Origin of the sequence: Streptomyces xanthophaeus, assembly GCF_000725805.1 — a bacterium.
Classification (GTDB): domain Bacteria; phylum Actinomycetota; class Actinomycetes; order Streptomycetales; family Streptomycetaceae; genus Streptomyces; species Streptomyces xanthophaeus.
On record NZ_JOFT01000029.1, the window covers coordinates 31505 to 57087 of the forward strand.

19 protein-coding genes are annotated in these 25583 nt (G+C 72.4%); 12 read left to right on the plus strand and 7 right to left on the minus strand.

All coding sequences use genetic code 11. The features are described from left to right. Window positions 1-9: 9 nt before the first annotated feature. Window positions 10-630, plus strand: a complete 621-nt coding sequence (locus IO30_RS40680) for a TetR/AcrR family transcriptional regulator (protein WP_031144733.1) — start codon at window positions 10-12, stop codon at window positions 628-630. A gap of 113 nt (window positions 631-743) precedes the next feature. Here the strand turns inward: IO30_RS40680 and adhE are convergent, their stop codons facing one another. Further along, window positions 744-3395: a bifunctional acetaldehyde-CoA/alcohol dehydrogenase gene (gene adhE, locus IO30_RS0119405; protein ID WP_051902421.1), complete on the minus strand. Its 2652-nt coding sequence runs from the start codon at window positions 3393-3395 to the stop codon at window positions 744-746. Between the two features lie 317 nt (window positions 3396-3712). Between adhE and IO30_RS0119410 the strand changes: the two genes are divergently transcribed. The 8 genes from IO30_RS0119410 to IO30_RS0119445 all read left to right on the plus strand — a co-directional run bounded on the left by IO30_RS0119410 (window position 3713) and on the right by IO30_RS0119445 (window position 14943). Further along, the gene (locus IO30_RS0119410; protein ID WP_037894555.1) at window positions 3713-4615 is read left to right on the plus strand and encodes an alpha/beta fold hydrolase; all 903 of its coding nucleotides are present in this window, start codon (window positions 3713-3715) and stop codon (window positions 4613-4615) included. Window positions 4616-4798: 183 nt separating this feature from the next. Then, window positions 4799-5062: a hypothetical protein gene (locus IO30_RS0119415; protein WP_031144738.1), complete on the plus strand. Its 264-nt coding sequence runs from the start codon at window positions 4799-4801 to the stop codon at window positions 5060-5062. A gap of 236 nt (window positions 5063-5298) precedes the next feature. Further along, complete coding sequence (gene fxsA / locus IO30_RS42655; RefSeq protein WP_063768202.1) at window positions 5299-5463, plus strand: FxSxx-COOH cyclophane-containing RiPP peptide; 165 nt, start codon at window positions 5299-5301, stop codon at window positions 5461-5463. Between the two features lie 29 nt (window positions 5464-5492). Further along, window positions 5493-7754, plus strand: coding sequence for a radical SAM/SPASM protein FxsBH, inactivated beta-hydroxylase extension form (gene fxsBH / locus IO30_RS0119425; RefSeq protein WP_031144740.1), 2262 nt, complete (start codon window positions 5493-5495; stop codon window positions 7752-7754). After that, complete coding sequence (locus IO30_RS0119430) at window positions 7751-8560, plus strand: AAC(3) family N-acetyltransferase (RefSeq protein ID WP_199921071.1); 810 nt, start codon at window positions 7751-7753, stop codon at window positions 8558-8560. The genes fxsBH and IO30_RS0119430 overlap by 4 nt, the downstream gene beginning before the upstream one ends. Before the next feature lie 43 nt (window positions 8561-8603). Next, complete coding sequence (locus tag IO30_RS0119435) at window positions 8604-9989, plus strand: TIR-like protein FxsC (RefSeq protein ID WP_157853342.1); 1386 nt, start codon at window positions 8604-8606, stop codon at window positions 9987-9989. Further along, complete coding sequence (fxsT, locus tag IO30_RS0119440; protein WP_031144744.1) at window positions 9973-13962, plus strand: FxSxx-COOH system tetratricopeptide repeat protein; 3990 nt, start codon at window positions 9973-9975, stop codon at window positions 13960-13962. Before IO30_RS0119435 ends, fxsT begins: the two co-directional genes overlap by 17 nt. Window positions 13963-14034: 72 nt before the next feature. Then, entirely contained in the window at window positions 14035-14943 is a 909-nt protein-coding gene (locus tag IO30_RS0119445) for a DUF4231 domain-containing protein (RefSeq protein ID WP_031144746.1), read from the plus strand. A 45-nt stretch (window positions 14944-14988) separates the two neighbouring features. On the opposite strand, the gene IO30_RS0119450 is transcribed toward IO30_RS0119445, so the two are convergent. The 4 genes from IO30_RS0119450 to IO30_RS0119465 form a co-directional block, all read right to left on the minus strand. After that, window positions 14989-15468 carry an OTU domain-containing protein gene (locus IO30_RS0119450; RefSeq protein WP_031144748.1) on the minus strand — a complete coding sequence of 160 codons (480 nt, stop codon included), beginning with the start codon at window positions 15466-15468 and terminating at the stop codon, window positions 14989-14991. Between the two features lie 96 nt (window positions 15469-15564). After that, complete coding sequence (locus IO30_RS0119455; RefSeq protein WP_031144750.1) at window positions 15565-16449, minus strand: S1 family peptidase; 885 nt, start codon at window positions 16447-16449, stop codon at window positions 15565-15567. 135 nt (window positions 16450-16584) lie between these two features. Continuing rightward, window positions 16585-17400, minus strand: a complete 816-nt coding sequence (locus IO30_RS0119460) for a DUF1684 domain-containing protein (RefSeq protein WP_031144751.1) — start codon at window positions 17398-17400, stop codon at window positions 16585-16587. Between the two features lie 77 nt (window positions 17401-17477). Next, window positions 17478-18854, minus strand: a complete 1377-nt coding sequence (locus tag IO30_RS0119465) for a DUF5685 family protein (protein WP_031144753.1) — start codon at window positions 18852-18854, stop codon at window positions 17478-17480. 285 nt (window positions 18855-19139) lie between these two features. Between IO30_RS0119465 and IO30_RS0119470 the strand changes: the two genes are divergently transcribed. Next, window positions 19140-19592 (plus strand): cell division protein SepF, encoded by a 453-nt coding sequence (locus IO30_RS0119470; RefSeq protein WP_031144755.1) that lies wholly within the window; start codon window positions 19140-19142, stop codon window positions 19590-19592. Between the two features lie 36 nt (window positions 19593-19628). Here the strand turns inward: IO30_RS0119470 and IO30_RS0119475 are convergent, their stop codons facing one another. Both IO30_RS0119475 and IO30_RS0119480 read right to left on the minus strand, forming a co-directional pair. Next, a complete protein-coding gene (locus IO30_RS0119475) occupies window positions 19629-20801 on the minus strand; it encodes an acyl-CoA dehydrogenase family protein (protein ID WP_031144756.1) in 1173 nt (390 codons plus the stop codon). 201 nt (window positions 20802-21002) lie between these two features. Beyond that, on the minus strand, window positions 21003-22685 hold the full coding sequence (locus IO30_RS0119480; protein ID WP_037894561.1) for an MFS transporter: 1683 nt from the start codon (window positions 22683-22685) through the stop codon (window positions 21003-21005). A 280-nt stretch (window positions 22686-22965) separates the two neighbouring features. Between IO30_RS0119480 and IO30_RS0119485 the strand changes: the two genes are divergently transcribed. Together IO30_RS0119485 and IO30_RS0119490 are read left to right on the plus strand one after the other, a co-directional pair. Further along, on the plus strand, window positions 22966-24084 hold the full coding sequence (locus IO30_RS0119485; protein WP_031144758.1) for a glycosyltransferase family 39 protein: 1119 nt from the start codon (window positions 22966-22968) through the stop codon (window positions 24082-24084). Window positions 24085-24332: 248 nt separating this feature from the next. Next, window positions 24333-25457 carry a phosphatase PAP2 family protein gene (locus IO30_RS0119490; RefSeq protein WP_051902423.1) on the plus strand — a complete coding sequence of 375 codons (1125 nt, stop codon included), beginning with the start codon at window positions 24333-24335 and terminating at the stop codon, window positions 25455-25457. The last annotated feature ends 126 nt before the right edge of the window (window positions 25458-25583 follow it).

The window sequence follows — 25583 nt, forward strand, 5'->3', positions numbered from 1 at the left end:
GGCGGACCGGTGGCGGGAGCGGCGCGGCGGCGCGACGGGCAGATCGCCCAGGAGCGGATGCTGGAAGAGGCCATGGCGGCGATCGCCGAGGACGGACTGGCTTCGCTCACGATGTCCGCGCTCGCCGAGCGGCTCGGCACCAGCGGCGGCCACATCCTCTACTACTTCGGCAGCAAGGACCGGCTCCTGCTGGAGGCCCTGCGCTGGAGCGAAGCCCAACTCACCGCCGAGCGAACCGAACTGATGGCCCGTCGGGTCACGGCCCCGCGCAAGCTCGCCCTCTTCACCGAGCTGTACCTGCCGCTCGGCCCCCGCGACCCCCGCTGGACCCTGTGGATCGAGCTGTGGGCCCGCACCGCCTCCAACGAACCGCTGCGCGCCGCCCAGCAGGAGATCGACGACGGCTGGCAGCGCGATCTGGAGGACCTGCTGGCCAGGGGCGTGGACCAGGGCCGCTTCGCCCCGCTGGACGTGCCCGGCCGGGCCTCGGAGCTGCTCGCCCTCCTGGACGGGCTGAGCACCCGCGTGGTGCTGGGCCAGCGCGGCGCGGACCGGGCCGTGGCCCTGGAGCGGGCCCGCTCCGCGGCGGCCCTGCTGGTCCCGGTCCTGCCCAGGGTCCCGTCCGCCTGAGCGGGGGGGCGGGCCCGGCGTGCGGAAGGCCCGCCCGGGTCGCATCGCCCCGGGCGGGCCTTCCCCGTCCTCGGCGGACGGCGGTGGGTGTCGGTCCTTCCCGACGGTGGGTGTCAGTCCTTCCCGGCGGCGGCCTTCCCGGCGGCGGCCTGCGCGGCCGGGGCGCCCTCGGGGGTGCCGTAGTACGCCTGGCGCATCAGCTGCTGCATGTCGTCGATCATCGGCATCCGCGGGTTGGCGGGGGCGCACTGGTCGGCGTAGGCGTTCATGGCCTGGGCCGGCAGGGCCTCGATGAAGGCCCGCTCGTCCACGCCCTGCTCGGCGAAGGAAGCGGGGATCCCGCACCGGGTACGGAGTTCCTCGACGGCCCGGGCGTAGGACTCGACGCCCTCGGCGGCCGTGGCGGCCGGCAGGCCCAGCATCCGCGCGATCTCCTGGAAGCGTTCCGGGGCCCGGTAGACCTCGGCCTTCGGCCACGGGGTGGCCTTGTGCGAGACCGTGCCGTTGTGGCGGATCACGTGGGGCAGCAGGATCGCGTTGGTGCGGCCGTGGGCCACCTTGAAGGTGTTGCCCAGGGTGTGCGCCATGGCGTGCACCAGGCCGAGGAAGGCATTGGCGAAGGCCATGCCCGCCACCGTCGAGGCGTTGTGCATCTTCTCGCGGGCCTCGGGGTCGTTCGGCCCGTCGACGACGCAGCGCTGGAGGTTCTCGAAGATCAGCTTGATCGCCTGGAGGCAGAGCCCGTCGGTGTAGTCGTTGGAGTACGCGGAGACGTAGGCCTCGGTGGCGTGGGTCAGGGCGTCGAAGCCGGAGTCCGCGGTCACGGTGGGCGGCAGGTTCATCGGCAGGACCGGGTCCACGATGGCTACGTCCGGGGTCAGCGCGTAGTCGGCGAGCGGGTACTTCTGGGCCGCGGCCGGGTCGGAGATGACGGCGAACGGGGTGACCTCGGAGCCGGTGCCGGAGGTGGTCGGGATCGCCACCATCTTCGCCTTCTCGCCGAGCGGGGGGAAGGTGTAGGCCCGCTTGCGGACGTCGAAGAACTTCTCCTTCGTGTCGGCGAACTCGACCTCAGGCCGCTCGTACATCAGCCACATGATCTTCGCGGCGTCCATCGGGGAGCCGCCGCCGAGGCCGATGATCGTGTCGGGGCGGAACTCGCGCATCAGCGCGGCGCCGGCCTGCACGGTGGAGAGCTCCGGGTTGGGCTCGACGCTGTCGATGACCTGGACGGCCACCGAGCCTTCGCGGGCCTGGAGGATGTCGGTGACCTTCTGCACGAAGCCGAGGGCGACCATCGTCTTGTCGGTGACGATCGAGACCCGGCTGATGCCCTCCATCTCACCGAGGTAGCGGATGGAGTTGCGCTCGAAGTAGATCTTCGGCGGGACCTTGAACCACTGCATGTTGTTGTTGCGCCGTCCGATCCGCTTGACGTTGATCAGGTTCACCGCGGTCACGTTGTTCGACACCGAGTTGTGGCCGTACGAGCCGCAGCCGAGGGTCAGCGACGGGAGGAAGGCGTTGTAGACGTCGCCGATGCCGCCGAAGGTGGAGGGCGCGTTGGCGATGACGCGGACCGCCTTGACCCTCCGGCCGAACTCCTCGACGAGGGCCTCGTCCTCGGCGTGCACGGCGGCGCTGTGCCCCAGGCCGTGGAACTCGACCATGGCGGCGGACAGTTCGAGGCCGTGGCCGGTGCCGGAGGCCTTCAGGGCGGCCAGGACCGGGGAGAGCTTCTCGCGGGTCAGCGGCTCGCCCTCGCCGACCTCGCTGCACTCGGCGAGCAGGAGGGAGGTGCCCTCGGGCACGGTGAAGCCTGCCTGCTCCGCTATCCACTGCGGGGACCTGCCGACGACCGCCGGGTTGAGCCGGGCGCCCGGGCAGTCGGCGGCGAAGGCCGTCGTGCCGAAGACGAACTGCTCCAGCTTGGTCTTCTCGGAGGCGCTGACCACGTGCGCGCCGAGCCGCTCGAACTCGGCGATGCCCTGCTCGTAGACCTCCTCGTCCAGGATGACGGCCTGCTCGGAGGCGCAGATCATGCCGTTGTCGAAGGCCTTGGAGAGCACGATGTCGTGGATCGCGCGGCCCAGCTTGGCGCTCTTGTGGACGTACGCCGGGACGTTGCCCGCACCGACGCCCAGGGCCGGCTTGCCGCAGGAGTAGGCGGCCTTGACCATGGCGTTGCCGCCGGTGGCCAGGATGGTGGAGACGCCCGGGTGGTTCATCAGGGCGCCGGTGGCCTCCATCGAGGGCTCGGTCACCCACTGCACGCAGTCCTGCGGGGCGCCGGCCGCGACGGCGGCGTCGCGCACGATGCGGGCGGCCTCGGCGGAGCAGTTCTGCGCGGAGGGGTGGAAGGCGAAGATGATCGGGTTGCGGGTCTTGAGGGCGATGAGCGCCTTGAAGACGGTGGTCGAGGTCGGGTTGGTGACCGGGGTCATCGCGCAGACCACGCCGACGGGCTCGGCGATCTCGGTGATGCCGTTCAGTTCGTCGCGGCGGATGACGCCCGCGGTCTTCAGCCCGCGCATCGAGTTCACGACGTGCTCGCAGGCGAAGAGGTTCTTGACGGCCTTGTCCTCGAAGAGGCCGCGGCCGGTCTCCTCGACGGCGAGCCGGGCGAGTTCGCCGTGCGCGCCCAGTGCCGCCAGCGAGGCCTTCTTGACGATGTGGTCGACCTGCTCCTGATTGAACGACGCGAACCGGTCGAGCGCCACGAGCGCGCCCCGGACCAGTCCGTCCACCATCTCGTTGGCCTGCATGGCAGGAACTCCTTTTTTTCGACGCCGGCTCGACCCGATGCCGACTCAGTCGCGTTTTCCTGATGCCTCAATTCGACACCCAAAAGCGGAAGCCGCCGTGCCGAAAAGGGCCTTTCCCGGCAGGACGAAGGGCCGTTCACACCCGTTCACACCTCCTCGATCCCCGGCCTGACCTGCAGGTACATCAAAGGACCAAAGACCCCTGTGAGCTTGTGAAAACTTTCACAAGAATTGCGCGCGAAGTGCGCCCTACCGCACTCCTCCCCCAGCGCGCACAATCACCGTGACGACCCAAGCCGACGGTGAGGGAGGAACGCGTGCGCATCGAGGTGCGCGCCCCGGACGGACGCGCTCTGACGGTGGAGCGCTGGGGCGATCCGGACGGCAGACCGGTCTTCCTTCTCCACGGCATGCCCGGCAGCCGCCTGGGCCCGGCCCCCCGGGGCATGGTCCTCTACCAGCGCCGGATGCAGCTCATCGCCTACGACCGGCCCGGCTACGGCGGCTCCGACCGCCACCCGGGCCGCAGCGTGGCCGACGTGGCCCAGGACGTGGCCGCCGTCGCCGACGCCCTGGGCCTGGAGACCTTCGCCGTGGCCGGCCGCTCCGGCGGCGCCCCGGGGGCCCTGGCCTGCGCGGCACTGCTCCCCGAGCGCGTCACCCGGACCGCCGCGATGGTGGGCCTGGCCCCCCGGGACGCCGAGGACCTGGACTGGTTCGCCGGGATGGCCGCCTCCAACGTCCGCGAGTACACCGCCGCCTCCGACGACCCCGAGGGGCTGGAGGCCCGGCTGATCCCGCGCGCCGCCGGCATCCGCAAGGACCCCGGACGGCTCCTGGACGAGCTGCGCCGGGAGCTGACCGCCAACGACCGCATGATCGTCTCGGACGCCGGGCTGCGGTCGATGCTGCTGCGCAACTACAGCGAGGGGCTGCGCCGTTCGGCGTACGGCTGGATCGACGACGTCCTGGCCTTCAGCCGGCCCTGGGGGTTCGACCCCGCCGACATCCGCTGCCCGGTGCTCATCTGGCACGGCGAGCTCGACGTGTTCTCCCCCGTGGGCCACTCCCGCTGGCTCGCCAGCCGCATCCCCGGCGCCACCACCACCATCGATCCGGCCGCCGCGCACTTCGCGGCCCTGCGCGCCCTGCCCGACGTACTGAACTGGCTGCTCCGCGACCTCCCGGCCCCGGACCTCAGCGAACAGCAGCCCGCCTGAGGGGCGTTGGGGCGTGAGGGCCGCCCCGCCACGGCCACGGCCGCGGACCGCTGCGGCCCGGCCGCCGGCCCGGAGAAGATTTACCTCCGTTCGCGTTGCCGACGCACTGCGCGTGAGTAAAGTCCGCGTGCCGAGTCCGCCCCCACCCGACGGGCGGGCCCCTGAGCCGTGGAAGGCCGTCCCATGACCCTGCACATCGACGACGTCGGCATGCTCGTACTCGCCGTCGGGCTCCTCGTCGGCTACGCCGTCTACAAGCACACCCGGTCCACTTCCGGGCCCGCCTCCAAGGGGGACATCGTCGGCGCGATCGGCGCCGCCGCCACCGTGGCCACCGCCCTCTTCCTGCTCTTCGGCGGAGGCGGCACCCAGTCCGCCGAACCCGAATCCCGGCCCAGCGGCCGCGCCCTCGTGTCCTCCCAGGTCAGCGGCCTCCCGCCGGCCTGAGCCCCGGCCGGCCCCGGCCGGTCCGCGCCCGCGGCGGTGAAAAGGATCTTGCGCTACGGCAAACGGCCGAATCCACCACCTTGAGAAATCCGCCACGCTTTCCATAGAACGCTTGACCAGGCGTCATGTCTCGGTTGCCAATGGGGTGTGGCCGAGTAAAGTCCACGCTTGACAGCAGCGCGCCGTTTGTTGTCATTCACATGCCCATTCCCCATGGCCCCCTCAAGGACGGTGTCGTGAACACTTCCGCAGCCCCCGCGACCAGCACGGTCAAGGCCCGCCGGACCCCGCTCGCCGAGATCGACGTCCGCAGCAGTTCCGCGGTCGCCCGGCTCGGCCGCGTACTGCCGACGGAATCCGGCCGTTCGGTCCAGGCGCCGATCTTCAACTCTGCGCTCTGACGCGGAAGTACCCGCTCTAGACTGGTGGAATGACCGGCCTGATCGCATTTCGCGAGATCGTCCTGAAGGTTCACAGCAGATGCGATCTTGCTTGTGATCATTGCTATGTCTACGAACATGCAGATCAGAGCTGGCGAGCCCGGCCGAAAGTGATCTCCCCCGGGGTCATTTCCCAGACCGCGTCGCGGCTCGCCGAACATGCCCGTGACCATGAACTCCCCTCCGTCACGGTGATCCTCCACGGAGGGGAACCCCTGCTGGCGGGCACCGCCCGGCTCCGCCTGGTGTGCGAGGAGTTCACCCGGGCGCTCACCGGGACCGCCGCGCTCGACCTGCGGATCCACACGAACGGGCTCCAGCTCAGCCCCCGGTACCTCGACCTCTTCGACGAGTTCGGCGTCCGGGTCGGCATCTCCCTGGACGGGGACCGCACCGCCAACGACCGCCACCGCCGCTTCGCGGACGGCCGCACCAGCCACCCGCTGGTCCTGGCCGCCGTCGCCCTGCTGCGCTCCGCGCCCTACCGCCACCTCTACCAGGGCCTGCTGTGCACCGTGGACGTGGCCAACGACCCGGTCGCCGTACTGGACGCCCTCGTCGAACTCGAACCGCCCCGCGTGGACTTCCTGCTCCCCCACGCCACCTGGGAGACCCCGCCCGTGCGGCCCGACGGCGCCCCCGACGCGTACGCGCGCTGGCTGCTGCGGGTCTACGACCACTGGGAGCGCCGCGAACGCCCGGTGCCGGTAAGGCTCTTCGAGTCCCTGCTGTCCACCCTGCGCGGGGGGCCCAGCCTCACCGAGTCCCTGGGCCTCGCGCCCACCGACCTCGTCGTCGTGGAGACCGACGGCGCCCTGGAGCAGGTGGACTCCCTCAAGACCGCTTTCGACGGGGCCGCGGCCACCGGGTTCAACGTCTTCGACCACGCATTTGACCAGGTCGCGGCCCATCCGGGGGTACGGGCCCGGCAGCTGGGCCTCGCCGGGGTCAGCGGCTCGTGCCGCCGGTGCCCCGTCGTACGTTCGTGCGGCGGCGGGCTCTACACCCACCGCTACAGGGCCGGGAACGGCTTCGACAACCCCTCGGTCTACTGCGCCGACCTGCGCGAGCTCGTGGACGGGGTCGAGGGCCGCACCGGGCCCCGGGAGAGCGCCCCGGAGCTCTCCGACCCGGCCGCGCTCGCCCGGAGCCAGGAGGAGCTGACCCGGGTGCTGCTGGCCCGGCTGCACGAGGACCTCTCCGGGGATCCCCTCTGGGCGCGGGCCTGGGAGCTGCTGGCGGCCGTGGAGCAGGCCGGGGAGGGCGGCCAGGACGCGCTGGACGCCGTACTGGACCACCCCTTCACCCGGACCTGGGTGCTGGCCGCCCTGGACGCCGTCCGGGAGGAGCGGCCCCCCGGGGGCCGGGGCCCGGAAGCGGCGCGCAGGCTGACCGCGCTCGCCGCCGCGGCCGTGCTGCGGGGCCGGCTGGAGCTGCCCGCCGAGGTGGCCTACCGCGACGGCGAGGTGTACCTGCCGACACTGGGGCTGCTGCGGCTCGGGGAGCCCGGCACGGACGGCCGGGCCTCGCTGGGCGTCACCGAGGACGGGTACGCCGTACGGGACGGCCGCACCGAGCACCGCTTCGGGCCCGCGGCGGGGGACGCCCGCTGGCAGCCCGTACGGAGCTGGTCGCCCGGGCCGGACGCGGCCCCGGTGGCCCTGGAGGACCTGGACCCGTACCGCAACTGCTTCGCCCGCCCGCCCCGGCTGCGGCTCGGCGCCGGGGAGGCCGATGAGTGGCGGACCCGGCTGGCGGGGGCCTGGGACCTGCTGCACGCGTCCGTCCCGGAGTTCGCGCGGGCGGCCGCCGCCGGGCTGACCACGCTGACCCCGCTCGCGGGCGGGCCCCGGGCCGGCGGCTGGGGCGAGGCCGGGCGGCACGGGCCCGGGGCGCTCGGGGTGCCGTATTCCGCGGGGCCGGAGGAGACCGCGCTGGCCCTGCTGACCGGGGGCCGGCGGGCCCGGCTGCGGGCGCTGACCGAGGTGGCCGACCTGTACGCCCTCGACGGGCAGTGGCAGCACCCCTCGCCGTGGCGGCAGCGCCCGGTCCCGGTGTCGCGGCTGCTGGCCGACGTGTACGAGCGGGTGGCGGTGGAGGCGTACCTGCGGGCCACCGGCACCGCGCAGCCCGCCGGATCGGACCTGATCCACCAGGCGCTGGACCGCCTCTCGGGGGCCGCGGAGCTGACGAGCACCGGCAAGCGCCTGGTGGCGGAGCTGCGCTGGGAGCTGAAGGCGGTCGACGCGTGACGGCGCCGCACCGCCCGGGCGCCCTGGCCCTGGCGGTGCACCTGCGCCTGCTCGGGTTGCGCCCCGGGACGCGGGTGCTGGTGCACGCCTCCCTGGCGGGGACCGGGCTGGCCCCCGCCGCGCTGCGCGACGCCCTGACGGGGGTCCTGGGGCCGCGCGGGACCCTGGTGGTCCCGGCGTTCACCCCGGAGAACTCCCGTACCTCCAGTGCCCATCTGGCGAGGATCGCGGGGCTGTCCGGGCCCGAGGTGGCGGCGTTCCGCGAGCGTATGCCCGCCTTCGACCCCGCGAGCACCCCGAGTCAGGGCATGGGTGCCTTCGCCGAGGCGGTCCGTACCGCGCCGGGAGCCGCCCGCAGCAGCCATCCGCAGACTTCTTTCGCAGCGCTCGGAAAGGACGCGGAACGGATCTGTGCGGGTCACCGCACCGAAAGCCATCTGGGCGAGGAGTCGCCCCTGGGAAAGCTGTGCTGGGAGGGAGGGCAGGTACTCATGATCAATGTGGGCTTCTCCGTTTGCACCGCTTTCCATCTCGCGGAGTATCGAATTCCGAAGCCCCCCTTGCGCATGTACGAGTGTGTGGTGAAGGTGAACCTTCCGGGGCGGCAGCAAGTGCTCCGCCAGGGGGGAGAGTGGACCGCATACGAGGACGTCGCGCTGGACGACAGCGATTTCGCGGAGATCGGCCGGACGTTCCCGGATTCGCGGGTGCGCAGGGGGCGGGTGGGAGGGGCGGCGGCCATGCTCTTCCCGATCCCGGATGCCGTCGATCACGCCCTTGACTGGATGACCGAAAACAGACGCTGATTGACTGAACGATGAGGGGATGTGGCGAAGCAGCTCCGGAATGATGTTTCTTCGCTCGCATCTTCGGGACGGGGGTCGTGTGCCCGCATCAGTGCAGCCGTATTTTTTTCTCAGTTATGCGCATACACCGAGATTCGGGGCCGGGGGGCCCGACCCCGACATGTGGGTCGAGCGCCTCTTCCGTGATCTCTGCAGTCATGTCATGGCGCTGACGGACCTGCCCGCCGGGTCCGACGCGGGCTTCATGGACCGGGAGATACGCAGCGGCGAGGGCTGGTCGGAACGGCTCGGGGCGGCGCTCGCCACCTGCCGGGTCTTCGTCCCCCTGTTCTCGCCGCGGTACTTCGCCAGTGAGATGTGCGGGAAGGAATGGTTCGCCTTCACCCAGCGGCTCATCCAGAAGAGCGCCGTCAGCAACGAGCCGGCCGAGGCCATCGTGCCCGCCCTGTGGGTGCCGGTCCCGCCGTCGCAGCTGCCCGGCCCCGCCGAACGCCTGCAGTTCAACCACAACACCTTCGGCGAGCGGTACGTCACCGACGGGCTCTACGGACTGATCAAACTGCGCGGATACGCCGAGCAGTACGAGCGGGCCGTGTACGAACTGGCCAAACGGATCGTCCGGGTCGCCGAGTCCGTCCGCCTGGAGTCCACCCGCCCGGTGGACTACCGGGTCGTACCGAGCGCCTTCGGCACCCCCGGCAGCGCCGCCCGCACCCTCCAGGTCACCGTGGCGGCCGCCTCCCGGCACGATCTGCCCGAGGGCCGCAGCCCCGAGTACTACGGGGAGAGCGCCCTGGAGTGGAACCCGTACCACCCGGTCTCCCAGCGGCCCATCGCCTCCGTGGCCGAGGACCTGGTCCGGTCCCTCAACTACCGCACGACGATGGCCTCCTTCGACGACGAGGCCGGGCACTTCGACAGCAAGCAGCCGCCGACCCGGCCCGAGATCCTGATCGTCGACCGCTGGGTGGTGGAGGACGAGCACCGCCGCCAGCGCCTGGCCGCCTTCGACCAGGAGTCCCGGCCCTGGATCAACGTGGTCGTGCCGTGGAACCGCTACGACCACCAGAGCCGCGCGAAGGAGGCGGAACTGGCCCGGCGGCTGGAGGAGACCCTGCCCGTCAAGATGGGCCAGGGCCGGGCCGCGTGCCGGGCCGCGGCCAACGGCGTGGCCAACATGGAGACCCTCGGGCAGATCCTGCCGCAGGTGGTCGAGGCCGCGGCCCAGCAGTTCCTCAGACATGCGCAGGTCTACCTCCCCGCAGGCAACACGCACACCGAACGCCCGCGGCTGCTCGGGCCGATGGGGATGAGCGGGCCGCCCGTACCGCCACCGGCCCCCTTCCCGCCCGACGCGCAGCAGGAACACATCGACAGCGACGCCAGCAACGACACCGACCGGGGGGACGCGGATGACAGCGAGTCGTGACAGCCGGGACAGCCGTGACGGACGCATCGTCACCTTCTACTCGTACAAGGGCGGCACGGGCCGCACCATGGCACTGGCCAACACCGCCTGGATCCTCGCCGCCAACGGCAAGCGGGTCCTCGCCGTGGACTGGGACCTGGAGGCCCCGGGCCTGCACCGCTTCTTCCACCCCTTCCTGGACCCCTCCACCCTCGGGGCCACCACCGGGGTCATCGACCTGATCAGCGAGTACGCCTGGGCCGCGACCAGCCCGGTGCAGCGCGCCGACGACTGGCACAAGGACTACGCGCGGATCCAGCCGCACGCCGTCTCCCTGACCCCCGAGACCCTCGGCTGGGAGTTCCCGGACGGCGGCACCCTCGACTTCGTCTCGGCGGGGCGGCAGAACCGCGAGTACTCCGCGACCGTCTCCACCTTCGACTGGGACAACTTCTACGACCGCCTCGGCGGCGGACTCTTCTTCGACGCCTTACGCGCGGACATGAAGCAGAACTACGACTACGTCCTCATCGACAGCCGCACCGGACTGTCCGACATCGCGGACATCTGCACCGTGCACCTCCCCGACGTCCTCGTCGACTGCTTCACCCTCTCCGACCAGTCCATCGACGGCGCCGCCTCCGTCGCCCGGCAGATCGACGAGCGGTTCAACGACCGCGGGATCAAGATCTACCCGGTGCCGATGCGCATCGACGAGGGCGAGAAGGAGAAGGCTGACGCCGGCCGGGCCCTGGCCCGCATCAAGTTCGACCGCTTCCCGAGCGGCCTCGTCGGTGAGGACCTCACCTCCTACTGGGGCGCGGTGGAGATCCCGTACCGGCCCTACTACGCCTACGAGGAGACCCTGGCCACCTTCGGCGACGAGGCCGGGCTCACCAACTCCCTGCTGTCCGCCTTCGAACGGCTGACGACGGTGGTCACCGAGGGCGAGGTCACCTCCATGCCGGCCATCGGAGAGGAGGTCCGGCTGCGCATCCGGGACGCCTTCACCCGGCGCCGCCCGGCCCTGCCCGCCGACCTGTTCCTCTCCTACGTCGCCGAGAACCGGATGTGGGCCGACTGGATCGAGTCGGTCCTGACCCGGGCCGGGTTCCGGGTCGTCCCCAGGGACGTCTCCGCCGAACCGCAGTCCTCCGGCTCCGGCTCCGGGGACACCCTCGGCGGGGCGGGCATCAGCGTGGACACCGCCGCCCGGACCGTGGTGCTGCTCTCCAGCGCCTACCTGAAGTCGGCCCGGGCCGTGGACGTGTGGAACCGGGCGGCCGCCGAGGACCCGACGGGCGGCCGGCGCCAGCTGGTGCCGCTGCGGGTGGGCGACGTACGGCTCGCCACGCCCTACATCGACCGGAACCCGGTGGACCTCTTCCGCCTCGACGAGGTGCACGCCACCACGGCGCTGCTGCGCGCGGTGGAACGGCCGATGGCCCTGCCCGACAGCGTCAGCAGTGCATCCCAGCCCGGCCCCCGCTTCCCCGGGACGGTCCCGAAGATCTGGAACGCGCCGCCCCGCAACCCCGGCTTCACCGGGCGCAGCATCGTGCTGGAGCGGATGCGCGACCAGCTCGGCGGCGGCATGGCCGTGGTGCTCCCGCAGCCGCAGACGCTCTACGGTCTGGGCGGAGTCGGCAAGACGCAGGTGGCGCTGGAGTACGTGCACCGGTTCATGGCGGACTACGACCTGGTGTGGTGGATCTCCTCGGAGCAGACCGACGACGTGGTCGCGGCCCTCGCGGAGCTGGCCGTACGGCTCGGCGCGCAGACCGGGGAGGACATGTCGGCCGCCTCGCAGGAGGCGATCGACCTGCTGCGGCGCGGGGTGCCGTCCTCGCGGTGGCTGCTGGTCTTCGACAACGCCGACGATCCGGAGACCCTCAAGCGGTTCTTCCCGCCGGGCGGGCCGGGCCACGTGCTGGTGACCTCCCGCAACCAGTCCTGGTCGCAGTACGGGGACGCGCTGCCGGTGGACGTGTTCCTGCGGGAGGAGTCCATCGAGCACCTCCAGCGCCGGGCCCCGGGGCTCAGCAAGGAGGACGCCGAGCAGGTGGCCGTGGCGGTGGGCGACCTGCCGCTCGCGGTGGAGCAGGCCGGTGCCTGGATCGCGGAGACCGCGACCCCGGTGTCCGCGTACATCGAGCAGCTGGCCCAGCAGGCCGCGCGGGTGCTGGCGCTGAACCAGCCGCCCGGTTACCCGGAGCCGGTGGCCGCGACCTGGAACGTGTCCATAGAGCGGCTCCAGTCCCGCTCCCCCGCCGCCGTACGGCTGTTGCAGCTGTGCGCCTTCTTCGCGCCCGAGCCGATCTCGGCGAACCTGCTCTACAGCAAGGAGATGATCGACGCGCTGAAGCCGTACGACTCCTCCCTTCAGGAGAAGCTGGTGCTGGGCCGGGTGATCCGGGAGATCGGCCGCTTCGCGCTGGCCAAGGTCGACCAGGTCAGCAACAGCATCCAGGTCCACCGGCTGGTCCAGGCGGTGATCCGGGCACAGCTGTCGGAGGAGGAGCAGAGCCAGGCCCGGCACGCGGTGCACCGGATCCTGGCGGGCGCGCGGCCGGACGACGACGAGCCGATAGACAATCCGGAGACCTGGCCGCGGTTCAACACGATCTGGCCGCACCTGACCCCGTCCGAGGCCCGGTACTGCAAGGAGCCGGAGACGCGCCGGCTGCTGATCGACCGGGTGCGCTACCTGTGGAAGCGCGGTGACTTCAAGGCCGCCTACGCGCTGGGCGAGGAGCTGCGCGAGGTCTGGAAGGCGACCCTGGGCGACCACGACCTGCAGTACCTGTACCTGCGGTTCCACCTCTCCAACATCCTGCGCTCGCAGGGCCGGTTCGTGGAGGCGATGGAGCTGGACGAGGGCACGCTGGAGCGGCAGCGCAACGCGCTCGGGCCCTCTCACCCGCACACGTACATGACCACCAGCGGTCTGGCGATGGACCTCGGCGCGCTCGGCCGGTACGGCGAGGCGATGGAGCTGGCCACGGCCGCGCACGAGGGCTTCGGGCAGATCTTCCACGAGGCGCATCCGCGCACCCTGGCCGCCGCGAACAACCTGGCCCTGAACCTGCGCATGATCGGCCAGTACTCCCGGGCCCGGGAGATCGACCAGGAGGTCTTCGACCGGCGCACGGAGGTGCTGGGCCCGGACCACCCGTACACCCTGTCCTCGGCGCAGAACCTGGCCCGCGACCTGCGCGAGGTGGGCCGGTACGACGATTCGGTGCAGCTGCTGAGCCGGGCGTACGAGACGTACAAGCGGCAGCTGGGCCGGGCCTTCCCGGGCACGCTGTCGGCGGCGAAGAACCTGGCGGTGTCGCTGCGGCGGGCCGGTGACGTGGAGGACGCGCTGCGGCTGACCACGGCGACCCGCAACCGCTACCGGGCCAAGTACACCTCGGTCAACCCGGACCTGCTGGCCTGCGAACTGAACCTGGCCGCGGACCTGTTCGCGACCGGTGACCCGGGCGGGGCGCGGGACCTGGCGCAGGAGGTGGTGGACGAGTACATGAAGGTGCCGGGCGAGCGGCACCCGTACACCCTGGCCGCGGTGAACAACCTGGCGGTCTTCCACTGGGGCACGGGAGCGGCGGAGACGGCCGACCCGATGCTGCGGCAGACGATCCTGCACATGCGCGAGGTGCTGGGCGACAACCATCCGCACACCATCTTCGCCCACCTCAACCTGGCCAACGCCCGCGCGGACCTGGGCGATCCGGAGGGGGCGCTGGAGCTGGAGCGCCTCGCGGTGCGGCGGCTGCGCGAGGCGCTGGGGGTGCACCATCCCGAGACCCTGGCCAGTGCCTCCAACATGGCGGTCAGCCTGGACATGATGGGCCGCAAGGAGGAAGCGGCCCGGGTGCGGGCCGAGGCGGTGTCCGAGCTGACGCGGCTGCTCGGCGAGGACCACGGCCTGACCCGGTACGCCCGCGACGAGCGGCGGGTCCACCGCGACCTGGAGCCCCTCGCCGTGTGATCCGACCGCGGGCGGCGGGGCCCTCGCCACGACGGGGGTCCCGCCGCCCGCCACCCGACAGCAGGGGGCGCTGTGACCGACAGCACGACCTTTCGCAACGAGGACCTGCCGGCCCTCTTCCACCACACCGACCAGGCGGCGGTCTCCCGGCAGCGGGAGTCCACCCAGGCCACGCGCGCCCAGCTGATGCTGCTGGTCGCGGCCGCGGCGGCCGCCGCGCTGCCCTCGGGGCCGCAGCTGGGCCCGCTGCGCGTGTTCGGGCTGCTGAGCGTGCTCGCGTACACCGGGGTGCTGGCCGTGGGCGTACGGGCGACCAGGCGCCGGGCCCGCCCGCAGTGGCAGCTCAACCGCAGTGCGGCGGAGTTCATCAAGTCGCTGGCCTGGCGCTACGCCGTGCACGGTGCGCCCTTCGGCAGTGCCGAGGACGGGCCGCAGGACATCTACCGGACGCGTCTGGAGGCGGGGCTGGACGAGCTGCGCAAGATGGGCTGGGAGGACCCGCGGGCCGCCGGGCAGGTGCCGCAGGGCGGGGAGATCACCGGCGCGATGCAGCGGCTGCGCGGGCAGGACTACCAGGTGCGGCGGGAGACGTACGTCCGGGACCGGCTGATCGAGCAGCGCAACTGGTACCGGCGGCGGACGGAGGTGTCCCGGCGGGCGACCCTGGTGTGGTCGTGGACGATCGTGCTGCTGACCTGCCTGGCCCTGCTGTTCGCGGCGTTCGGCACCTTCGGTTCGGGTCCGGGGCCCGAGCTCACGGGGCTGCTGAGCGCGGCGGCGGCGGCCGGGATCGCCTGGAACGAGGTGCGCCGCCACCATCCGCTGATCGAGGCGCACACCCTGATCGAGCAGGACCTGGCGGCGATGATGGTCGTCATGCAGACGACGATCACCGAGTCGCAGTGGCCGTCCGCGGTGTACGAGACGGAGCGGTACGTATCGCCGCAGCACACGGACTGGCTGGCCCGGCACAGCAGTTGACGCGGGCGGTGCGGGCGGCGGGGGCGCGGCCGGGGGCGGTGGTGTTCAGTCCCGGGTCACGCCTTCGCGCCAGATCACGGTGACCGGTTTCCCGAGGGCCCGCGCGTAGGCGACGATCTCGGCGGTGCCGCCGTGCCCCCGGGCGGGCAGTCCGTCCCAGACGGCGACGATCCGGTCGCAGGAGTCGGCGATGTAGGTGCCGGCAGCGTAGTAGGCCTCGTCCGTGGAGCGGGCGAAGTCCATCCGGACCTCCTGGGCGGCCCGGCGTTTGAGCCGCCGGTAGCGGGCCAGCGCCTCGGCGCCCTCGAAGCCCTCCTCGTAGTCCCCGCTGGGGATGACCACGGTGAGGTCGGCGCCGCATTCCAGCGCGATGCAGGCGAACAGCTGGTCCGCGCCCTCCGCGAGGCTGGAGAAGGCCTCCAGGGGCCCCCGGTGGCCGGCCAGTACGGCCCGCAGGGCGTCCTCCACATGGCCGAGCGCCTCACGCGGAATGAACCGGTGCCCGGTCACGCCGATGCGCTTCATACGGAATCCTGCCTCCCCCGTGGACGCGTACCCCTGGACATCCTCCCAGAAGGCGGGGGGACGTCCAGGGGTACGACAGGGGCGCACGGGTCACCGTCAGTAGACGCTGACCCCGTAGGCGTTGAGGGCCTCCACGACGGGCTGGAAGAACGTGGTGCCGCCGGAGGAGCAGTTGCCGCTGCCGCCGGAGGTGAGGCCCACGGCGCGGGTGCCGGAGTAGAGCGGGCCACCGCTGTCGCCGGGCTCGGCGCAGACGTTGGTGCGGATCATGCCGTAGACGACGTCGCCGCCGCCGTAGTTGACGGTGGCGTTGAGGCCGGTGACCCGGCCGCTGTGGGTGCCGGTGGTGGAGCCGCGCCGGGTCACGGACATGTTGACCGTGGCGTTGACGGCGCTGGTGATGTCCTGGCTGCCGACGGTCCCCGGCGGGACCGGGGTGTTGCTCGCGTACTTGATCAGGCCGTAGTCGTTGGTCGGGAAGCTGGAACCGGTGGTGGAGCCGAGCACCGTGGTGCGGGCGGAGTTGGTCCACCAGGTGCCCGCGCCGTCGGTGCAGTGACCGGCGGTCAGGGCGTAGTAGTTGCTGCCGCTGCGCACGTTGAAGCCGAGCGAGCAGCGCCAGCTCGACGCGTAGATGGCGTCGCCGCCGGAGGCCAGCTTGGTGAGCTTGCCGGGGGTGCGCTCGATCCGCAGGGCGGCGGCAGCGGTGCCGGCCTCCCGCTTGATCCTGGCGATGTCCGCAGCGGAGACCGTGGAGTCGGCGGTGACCACGAGGGTCCCGGTGGCGGGGTCGGTGTGCCAGGCGGTGCCCGCGACGTCGGCGCGCAGGACGGAGGCCCCGGCCGAGGCCAGCCGGTCGGCGCTGAGGCCGCCGTCGGGCGTGTCCGCGCTCGCCGCGGTGGGAGCGGCGAGTGCTGCGACGGCGGCCAGGCCGGTGGCCGCCGCGAGCAGCCTGGTACGGGTGATGCGCTTGATCCTCACTTCTCGTCCTCCTGGAGAGGGGTATGGGGCCCGGCGGATGTGGGGGTGCCGCTGCCCGTGAGGCGCAGCCGGAGGCACGGCCGGCACAAAAATTTGGCCGTGTCCCTGACAAGCGCTGACGGGAGTGTCCTGTCGTCAGATACCGGTCGCAAGGGCGTCTTTCAGCCGTCGCTCGCCCGCGGCCACCTCGAAGGGCAGCGTGTTGCCGGGCGGTGGGAAGGGGCAGATGAAGTGGTCCGCGAAGGCGCAGGGGGGCAGCAGGGCCCGGTTGAAGTCCACGGTGACGGCGCCCGAGGCGTCGGGGGTGCCGGGCCTCAGGAACCGGAACCGGTAGCTGGAGCGACCGCCGGTGGCATCGCCGAAAACGGCCCACAGGCTGCCGTCCTCCTCGTCGACGGCGACCTGGAGGGTGTGCTCGACGCCCTCGAAGCGGAAGCTGATCTCGCCGCCGAGGCCGAGTCCGCGGGCCCGCCCGTCGGCGTTCTCCACCTGGACGGTCCGGTCCTCGCCGTACGGGCGGAAGCGGCCCGGCAGCGCGAATGCGGGATCGTAGGGGGACGCCTCGATCCCGGAGAAGGCACTGCGGGCCTTGGAATCCGGGTCGAAGACGCGTACCGCCCAGTTGCCCTCGCGCCGGAACAGCACCAGCCGCGTCCGGCCCGCGACCAGGCGGGAGTGTGCGGGCGGGCTCTCGTCGGGGGCGAGGACCACTTCGCCGGTGAGGGGCTCGCCGTCGAGGAGGATGCCGTCCTCGGGGGCGGCGGACAGCGTCACTGCGGCCCCGTTGGTGCGCCAGCGCCCCGGAACGGCCGGAATTCGACCTTCCGGGTAATCGGCGAGCCAGTGGGTACCGGTCAGCGCGAGGGGCCCGTAGGGGGCGGACACGATGGCCACCCGGTGCTCGTGCCATTTCCGCCAGGCGGCGGGCGGATCGTCTGCGTCATCGCTCATGCCGCTCAACCCTTCCACAACGGTCCGGACGGGAACCAGGGCGTACGCCGTCCGGACCTGCGGAATCTGAAAGGGCCTCAGCAGTCGCAGCCGCAGCAGTTGCAGTCGCAGCAGCCGCCGTCACCGCCGCCACCGCCACCGGAGCTCCCGCCGGTGGGGGCGGAGTTCGGCTGGCAGCAGTTGCAGCACTCGCAGGCGTCGCACCACGGGTCGCGCTTCTTGCGGGACCAGGGGCCCTCGTGGTCGGAGCAGCAGATCTGGCAGGTGCAGAAGAGGCCGATGGCCACCGCGCAGCCGGCCAGCAGTCCGCGGCGCGGCTTCTGGCCGCCGGGCCCCTGCCCGTGACCGCCGCCGTGGCCTCCGCCGTGACCGCCGCCGCCGGGACCCCACGGTCCGCCCGGCCCCACGGGCGGCGGGGCCGCCGGACCGCCGGGGGCGGGCTGCCCGTAGGGCTGGGCGCCGTAGGGGCCGGGAGCGCCCTGGCCGTACGGGTTCGCGCTGCCGTTGCCGTAGGGGTTCGCGTCGCCGTTGCCGTACGGGTTCCCCGCGTACGGCCCGCCGCCCTGCCCGGCGGCGTTCGACACGCCGTGCCGGCAGGTGCCGGTCCCGAAGGCCCGGTCCACCGAGGTGCGCAGCTCGTGCACCAGCAGCCGGTGCGCGAGCCCGGCGTCCGCGAACTCGACCTCGGCCATCGCGAGCTTGATGCCCTGGAGGGCGTCGTCGCACAGCCTCCTGGCCTCGGTGAGGGAGGTCCCGGTGGCGGTCAGCGGGTTCCAGGCGCCCGCGGCGGCGTCCGCGGCCTGGTCCTCCACCGCGTCCAGCAGGTGCGCGAGGCGGCCGAAGTACCGGCCGGCCTCCGCCAGGGCGGGGGCGTTGCCTGGCCGTCCCGCGAGGACCGAGGTATGCGCGAAGGCGGCGGCAGTCGCCGTCTCCGTCGGCTCGGTGACCACGAGCACGGGCGTGCCGAGGCCGGCCAGCGTCTCGATGCCCGCCTGCCGGTCGACGGCGTCGACGAGGACCGCCGTGTCGAAGCCGAGGGAGGCTCCGGTGCGGGCTCCGGCCCGGTCCCAGCCGCGGGCCACCTTGCGGGCGGCCAGGGCGATGGGGGCGCGGGCCAACAGCCCGTCCCGGTCGGCCACGTGGTCCCGCACCTTCGCGGAGGCCAGGACGAGCGAGACGGCGGCGGCGAGCCGCGCCCCCTCGCCGTTGGCCACGGGGGCCGTGCGCATCCCGCGCAGTGGACAGGGGCCGGCGGTGCGCCGGGCGCCCGGGGCGGGGCCCGACTGAGCCTCCGTCAGAACGGAGACGAGCAAACCGTCGTAGTTCGTGACGATCCGGGCGAACTGGCCGTGGTCCCCGCGAAGTGCCAGGCACAGCCCGCACAGATGGGCCATCCACTCCGTCTTGAACCGCTCCCCCAGCCGGTGCGTGCAGGGTCTGACTATGCCGAACAAACCGATTCCCCCGTGATGTCGTGCACGTGCTTGCCGGGCATCGTACCTAGCCCCGTCACTCACCCGTACGTCCCCGCCGCTCACCCGTACGGAGGCAGCGGTCGTATTTTCACTCAGTCAGCAGCGGTAGCCGCCAGGACCCTTGACCGTGCAACGGATGTTCTGCACCAGTACCGTCACGAAACCCCTGCGCGGCGACTATCCACTTGGCGCGTTGTCAGCATCATGGACGACCATAGGGGCAACGGGGAGAAGAAAGACTGACCGCGGTGAAAGGAGGCGTCCATGGGTTCGGTGCGCAAGGCGAGTGCCTGGCTGGGTCTCGTGGAAGACAGCGACGACGAGCGTTACTACGACGACGACTACGCGGAGGCGGCCCAGGGTGGTTCGGTGGCCGGTCCCGGCGAGCAGTGGGTCACCGACCCCCGCGTCCGGGTGGCCTCCGAGTCCGCCGTGGAGCAGGGCCGCCGGATCGCCACGGTCACCCCGGACGGCTTCCGCGACGCGCGCGGCATCGGCGAGCTGTTCCGCGAGGGCGTCCCGGTCATCGTCAACCTGTCGTCGATGGACCCGGGCGACGCGAAGCGCGTGGTCGACTTCGCGGCCGGGCTGACCTTCGGACTGCGCGGCTCGATCGAACGGGTGGCGACCAGGGTCTTCCTGCTGACCCCGGCCGACACCCAGATCGTGAGCGGCGAGCCCGGCGGCCGCTCGCGCGACTTCTTCAACCAGAGCTGAGCCCGGCGGCACCTCCCGGCGGTGGCCGGGGGACTCTCACCGGAAGGCGTCGAGCCCGGTGAGCGCCTTGCCCAGCACCAGTTGGTGCATTTCGACGGTGCCCTCGTAGGTGAGCACCGATTCGAGGTTGGTGGCGTGCCGCATGACGGGGTATTCGAGGGAGATCCCGTTGGCACCCAGGATCGTCCGCGCGGTACGGCAGATCTCGATGGCCTCGCGGACGTTGTTGAGTTTGCCGAAACTGATCTGCTCCGGCCGCAGGGTGCCCGCGTCCATGCGCCGGCCCAGGTGGTGGGCGAGCAGGATGCCCTTGTGCAGCTCCAGTGCCATGTCGGCGAGCTTGGCCTGGGTGAGCTGGAAGCCGCCGATGGGCCTGCCGAACTGCTCCCGCGTCCTGGAGTAGTCGAGCGCGGACTCGAAACTGGCGCGCGCCGCGCCCATGGACCCCCAGACGATCCCGTACCGCGCGTGGCTGAGACAGCCGAGCGGCCCCTTCAGGCCGGTGACGCCCGGCAGGACCGCGTCCGCGGGAAGCCGTACGTCGTCCAGCACGAGCTCGCTCGTCACGGACGCCCGCAGCGACCACTTGTGCTTGATCTCGGGCGCCGAGAAGCCGGTGCTGTCGGTGGGGACGGCGAAACCGCGGATCCCTTCGTCGGTCTGCGCCCACACGACCGCGACCGCCGCGACCGACCCGTTGGTGATCCACATCTTGCGGCCGTTCAGCACCCAGTCCCCGCCGTCGCGCTTGGCGTGGGTGCGCATGGCCGCGGGGTCGGAGCCGACGTCGGGCTCGGTCAGTCCGAAACAGCCGATGAGCTCACCGGCCGCCATGCCGGGCAGCCAGCGCTGCTTCTGCTCCTCGGAGCCGTACTTCCAGATCGCGTACATGGCGAGCGAGCCCTGGACGGACACCAGTGAGCGGATGCCGGAGTCGGCTGCCTCCAGCTCCAGGCAGGCAAGGCCGTACTGCACGGCGGTGGCGCCCGCGCACCCGTATCCCGTCAGCGACATCCCGAGGGCGCCGATCGCGCCGAGTTCGCGGGCCAGCTCGCGGATGCCGGGGAGCTCGCCCTTCTCGTACCAGTCGGCGATGTGCGGCAGCACCCGGTCGGCGGCCCAGCTGCGGACGGTGTCGCGGACGGCGAGGTCCTCGGGTCCGAGGAGCTCGTCGAGCCCGAGCGGATCGGTGGGGACGAATGACGGCACGAGGGGCCTCCCGGCGGCCTGAGACGGTCGGTGTCCTGCCGCATGTGCCGGGGCCGCGCGAACTGCCCGGGGTTGCGGTCCCGGCAGCGGTCGGCGCGACCGGCCCGGCCGGCAGGAACTGACAGCGCGGTCCGTGCGCTGCGCCGCCGACGCTAGACGCCAAGATCCTGCCCGTCCACCCCCACCCGGGGCCCGGAGGGCTCAGCCCGCGTGTTCCACCGGAGCCGGGTAGGGGTCCCCGGCGACCTGCGCGGGCAGGGTGGCCCGGCGTCCGCCGCCCTGTGCGGGCAGCGCCACCGCGGCCCCGTCCGCGAGCTCGGACGGCGCCTCGCACTCCATCGTCCGCGGCAGCTTCAGCGCCATCAGCGCCCCCGCCAGGAGCAGACCCGCGCTCACCACCAGCGTCACGTGCAGCCCGTGGACGAACGCGTGCCGGGCGGCGGCGTGGAGGGACTCCCCCGCCGGGCCGCCGAGCTGCGCAGCGATCTTGTAGGCCTCGCCGAGGGAGTTCGAGGCGCCCGCGGAGTCGGTCCGAGACACGCCGGGGACGTTCATGAGCGCCGGCGCGTAGGCGGCGTTCATCACGCTGCCGAGGAGGGCGATGCCCATGCCCGCGCCGAGCTGGTACGAGGTCTCGCCGATCGAGGCGGCGCCGCCCGCGCTGGCCGCCGGGGCCTCGCTCAGCATCGACTCGTACGCGGCGAACAGCGTGGTCTGGAGCCCGAAGCCGAGCAGGATGAAACCGACGGTGAGCAGCACGGGCCGGTCCTGCTGGCCCATGAGCGTGAGCAGCAGCACGGCGAAGGCGGTGAGCAGGAAACCCAGCGAGACCATCCTGCGCGGGCCGGTCCTGGCCAGGGTGTAGGACCCGGTGGCGCCCGCGGCCATGGCGGCGAAGGTGAGCGGCAGCAGCCGCAGGCCGGTCTCCAGCGGGCTGAGGTGGAGCACGAGCTGGAGGTACTGGACGGCGATCAGTTCCAGGCCGACCAGTGCCAGCATGGCGAGCACGATGCAGCCGACGGAGGTCGAGAAGGCGGCGCGGGAGAACAGCCGCATGTCGATCAGCGGGTGCGTACGCCGCTTCTGGCGCCGTACGAAGACGATCAGCAGGGCCGCGCCGAGGACCAGCGGGAGCAGCGCCTCGGGGTCGGCGAGCTGCCGCTCGGCGCCGAACCGCTTGATGCCGAGCACCGCGCCGAGCACACCGGCGGCGGCCATCAGCGCGCCGGTCACGTCCCAGGGCCCGTCGGAGGAGCCCTTCGACTCGGGCAGCAGCCAGCGGCCCAGCGGAAGGATCAGCGCCATCAGCGGGATGTTGATGAGGAAGACCGAGCCCCACCAGTAGTGCTGGACGAGGAAACCGCCGAGCACGGGCCCGCTGGCGGCCCCGACCGCGGCGACGGCCGTCCAGATGCCGATGGCGAGGGCGCGCTCGCGCCGGTCGGGGAAGACCTGGCGCAGGATCGACAGGGTGGCGGGCATGATCATCGCGCCGCCGATGCCGAGCAGGGCGCGGGCGGCGATGAGCACCTGGGCGTTGTCGGCGAAGGCCGCGACCGCCGAGGCGACGCCGAAGAGCCCGTAGCCGAGGAGGAGGATCCGGCGACGGCCGACGCGGTCGCCGAGGGTGCCGAAGAGGATCAGCAGCGCGGCGCACACCAGGGGGTAGGCGTCGACGATCCAGAGCAGTTCGATGGAGCCGGGACGCAGGTCCTCGGTGACGGAGGGGACCGCGACGTGCAGGATCGTCGCGTCGAGCGCGACGAGGACCAGGCTGACGCACAGGACCGCGAGGACCGCCCAGCGGTTGGCCCCGCCGGAGGCCGCGTTCAGCCGCTGCCAGGGGGAAGGGGTCCTGTCGCCGGCCACGTTCGTCCCCGACATGCATGTACCTCCCAGGTGATCCCTCGCACTCGGCGGACCAGCGTCATGTGGAGCCACGGGGTGGTGCGCAGTGCGGCGTCCTACGGGGTCCGGCATCGACACGCGAGTGAACGGTCAGCGTACGCGAGTTCGTCTGTCCGACACGTGGTCAAGCTCTCATCCCGGCGGCGGCCGCCGTGTGGTGTGCGCCACTCGCCCCACCTCCGCCCTTCCCCCGCGTGCACGCGTGCTCACGGCGCGTGGTTCTCGGACCCGCCCCGGAGCCGCGCCACCGATAATCATGCCCGTGAAAGATCATCTCGGTTTGCGACGGGCCGCGCCCGCACTGGCCGTCTTCGCGGCGGTCCGGCTGCTCGCACTGGCCGTCCTGGGCGTGTGGGGGGCGGTGGCGGGCAGCAGCCCGCACACACTGCTGTCGGCCCGCTGGGACTCGCTCTGGTACGCCCGCATCGCCGCGGAGGGATACGGGTACGAGGTGGTGCTCCCGAACGGGGACGTGCACTCCAACCTCGCCTTCTTCCCGCTGCTGCCCTGGCTGGAGCGGCTGGTGGCCGCCGTGACCGGGCTGCCGTACGGCTCCGCGGGCCTGGTGGTGTCGGCGCTGGCGGGGCTCGCCGCGGCCTGGGGGGTGTTCGCGGTGGCCGACCTGCTCCACGGCCGCCGGGCCGGGGTGCTGGCGGTGGCCGTCTGGGCCGCGCTGCCGGTCGCCGTCGTGCAGTCCATGGCGTACAGCGAGTCTCTGTTCACCGCGCTGGCCGCGTGGGCCCTGTACGGGGTGCTGCGCGGCCGATGGCTGACGGCGGGGCTGCTGGCCGCCGCGGCGGGGCTGACCCGGCCGGTCGGGGCGGCGGTGGTCGCCGCGGTGTGGGTGGCGGCGGTGCTCGCCTGGCGGCGCGGGGAGCGGTCCTGGCGGATGGCGGCGGGCGTGCTGCTGGCCCCGCTGGGGGCGGCGGCGTACGTGCTGTGGGTCGGCGCGCGGACGGGCGGCGGACTGTTCGGCTACCTGGACGTGCAGGGCGGCTGGGGCAACGGCTTCGACGGGGGCTGGGCCTTCGCCCGGTTCATCGGCGCCAAGCTGGCCTCCCCTGCCTTCGCGGCCGGGGCCGGTCTGCTGCTGGGGGTCGTGCTGGTGCTGTGGCTGTACGGGCTGTGCGTACGGCAGCGCCAGCCGGTGGCGCTCCTGGTGTACTGCGGGATCGTCGTGGCGCTCGCCCTGTGCGCGTCGGGGTACTTCGGTTCCAAGCCCCGGCTGCTGCTCCCCGCCTTCCCGCTGCTGCTGCCGGCGGCGGTGGCGATGGCCCGCTGGGGGACCCGGCGGGCGGCCGTCGTGGTGGGCGCCCTCGCCCTGGTCTCGGCGGTCTACGGAGCGTTCTGGCTGAACGGCTCGGGCCCTCCGTAGCCGCGCGGGCCGCACGACGTAACGGAACGGATCATTCCAATCCATGTTTGAGCAAAGGAATTGAGCTGCGCCGATAAAGCTCTGGTAAGTGTGCGAAACAATTACGGGGACACCCGATCGGACGCGGTCCAACAGGAGCGGAAATACCGGGAATTAACTCCCGCATGAGACCAACTCCACATCACATGGTCATCACAAACCCCGTGGTTCGCCCGGGCCGCCCAGCAACGCGCGGTAACGTCGATTGAGTGCGTACCGACCAAATCCTGACCCGTCTGGAGCGGGTGTTCGCCCGGCTGGACCGGGAACCAGAGCGACCGGCTCATCTGCAAACCCCGCAGATGAGCCGGCACCGCGTCGTGCTCCTCGGATCGACCCTCGTCTTCTACGTCGCCATCGTGGTGGCGGTCCTGACCACGTCCTGGCTCGTCCGCCTGGACTGGCAGGTCATGTTCTTCCGGCCCTACGAGCAGTGGCCGCAGCTGCACGCCTTCCTCGACTACCTGGTCGTCCTCGGCCAGCGCGGACCCACCGCGGTCATGGTCGCGGCCTGGCTCGGCTGGCGCTCCTGGCGCCAGCACACCCTCCGCCCGCTGATCACCCTCGGCGTGTCGCTCCTCCTGCTCAACGTGACCGTCGGGGCCGTGAAGCTCGGCCTCGGCCGGCTCGGCCCGCACTACGCCACCGAGATCGGATCCGCCGAACTCTTCGCCGGCGGCGATATATTTCCCTCCGGCCACACCGCCAACGCCGTCGTGACCTGGGGAATCCTGGCCTACCTGGCTTCCACCGTGGTCACCCGGCGGGTGCTGTCCGTGGTCTCCGCGGTCGTCTCCCTGAGCGTCGGCGCCACCACCGTGTACCTGGGCACCCACTGGGTCAGCGACGTCCTGCTCGGCTGGTCCGCGGGCCTGCTGATCCTGCTGGCGCTGCCCTGGTTCGAGCCGGTGATCGCCCGCGCCGAGGCGTACGTCTTCGAGCTGCGCGAGCTGCTGCGCCGCCGCGCCGAGACCGGGCGGATGCCCGCGCCGGTCGTGGCCGCGCTCACCCCGCTGCTCTCCGCGGGCGGCAAGTGGCGGCTCCGGCCCGCCGCCGGCCCCGCCGCCACCGAGGAGCCCGCGCCGGTGCCCGCCACGGCCGTCCCCGCCGGGGTCGCGACCGTGGCCGTGCCCGCGGGCCAGGGCGCCGTCCCCGCCACCCCCACCGGACACTCCCCCGCACCCCGGCCCGCCACGCTGCTGGCCGGCCGGCCGCACGTGATCCGCTCCGAGCGGACCCCGGTCACCCCGGCCGGCAGCCGCCGCCCGGCGCACACCGACCGGACCGCCGCCGGCACCAGGGGGGCCGCCGCCCGCCCGGCCACCGGCGGCTGAACCACCCGCGGGGCGGTACGCACAACCGCACCCCGCGGTATCGCACGGGCCGAAGGCGGGCCGGGTCACCGACCCGGCCCGCCTTCGGCGTTCCGCCTTCCGCTTTCCCCTGGCCCGGCCCTGGCC

What these genes read in the sequence shown, in the direction of transcription:
- adhE (WP_051902421.1), bottom strand. Translation starts at nt 3,395, where the DNA reads ATGCAGGCCAACGAGATGGTGGACGGACTGGTCCGGGGCGCGCTCGTG.
- IO30_RS0119415 (WP_031144738.1), top strand. Translation starts at nt 4,799, where the DNA reads ATGACCCTGCACATCGACGACGTCGGCATGCTCGTACTCGCCGTCGGG.
- fxsBH (WP_031144740.1), top strand. Translation starts at nt 5,493, where the DNA reads ATGACCGGCCTGATCGCATTTCGCGAGATCGTCCTGAAGGTTCACAGC.
- IO30_RS0119435 (WP_157853342.1), top strand. Translation starts at nt 8,604, where the DNA reads ATGTTTCTTCGCTCGCATCTTCGGGACGGGGGTCGTGTGCCCGCATCA.
- fxsT (WP_031144744.1), top strand. Translation starts at nt 9,973, where the DNA reads ATGACAGCGAGTCGTGACAGCCGGGACAGCCGTGACGGACGCATCGTC.
- IO30_RS0119450 (WP_031144748.1), bottom strand. Translation starts at nt 15,468, where the DNA reads ATGAAGCGCATCGGCGTGACCGGGCACCGGTTCATTCCGCGTGAGGCG.
- IO30_RS0119460 (WP_031144751.1), bottom strand. Translation starts at nt 17,400, where the DNA reads ATGAGCGATGACGCAGACGATCCGCCCGCCGCCTGGCGGAAATGGCAC.
- IO30_RS0119470 (WP_031144755.1), top strand. Translation starts at nt 19,140, where the DNA reads ATGGGTTCGGTGCGCAAGGCGAGTGCCTGGCTGGGTCTCGTGGAAGAC.
- IO30_RS0119480 (WP_037894561.1), bottom strand. Translation starts at nt 22,685, where the DNA reads ATGTCGGGGACGAACGTGGCCGGCGACAGGACCCCTTCCCCCTGGCAG.
- IO30_RS0119485 (WP_031144758.1), top strand. Translation starts at nt 22,966, where the DNA reads ATGCCCGTGAAAGATCATCTCGGTTTGCGACGGGCCGCGCCCGCACTG.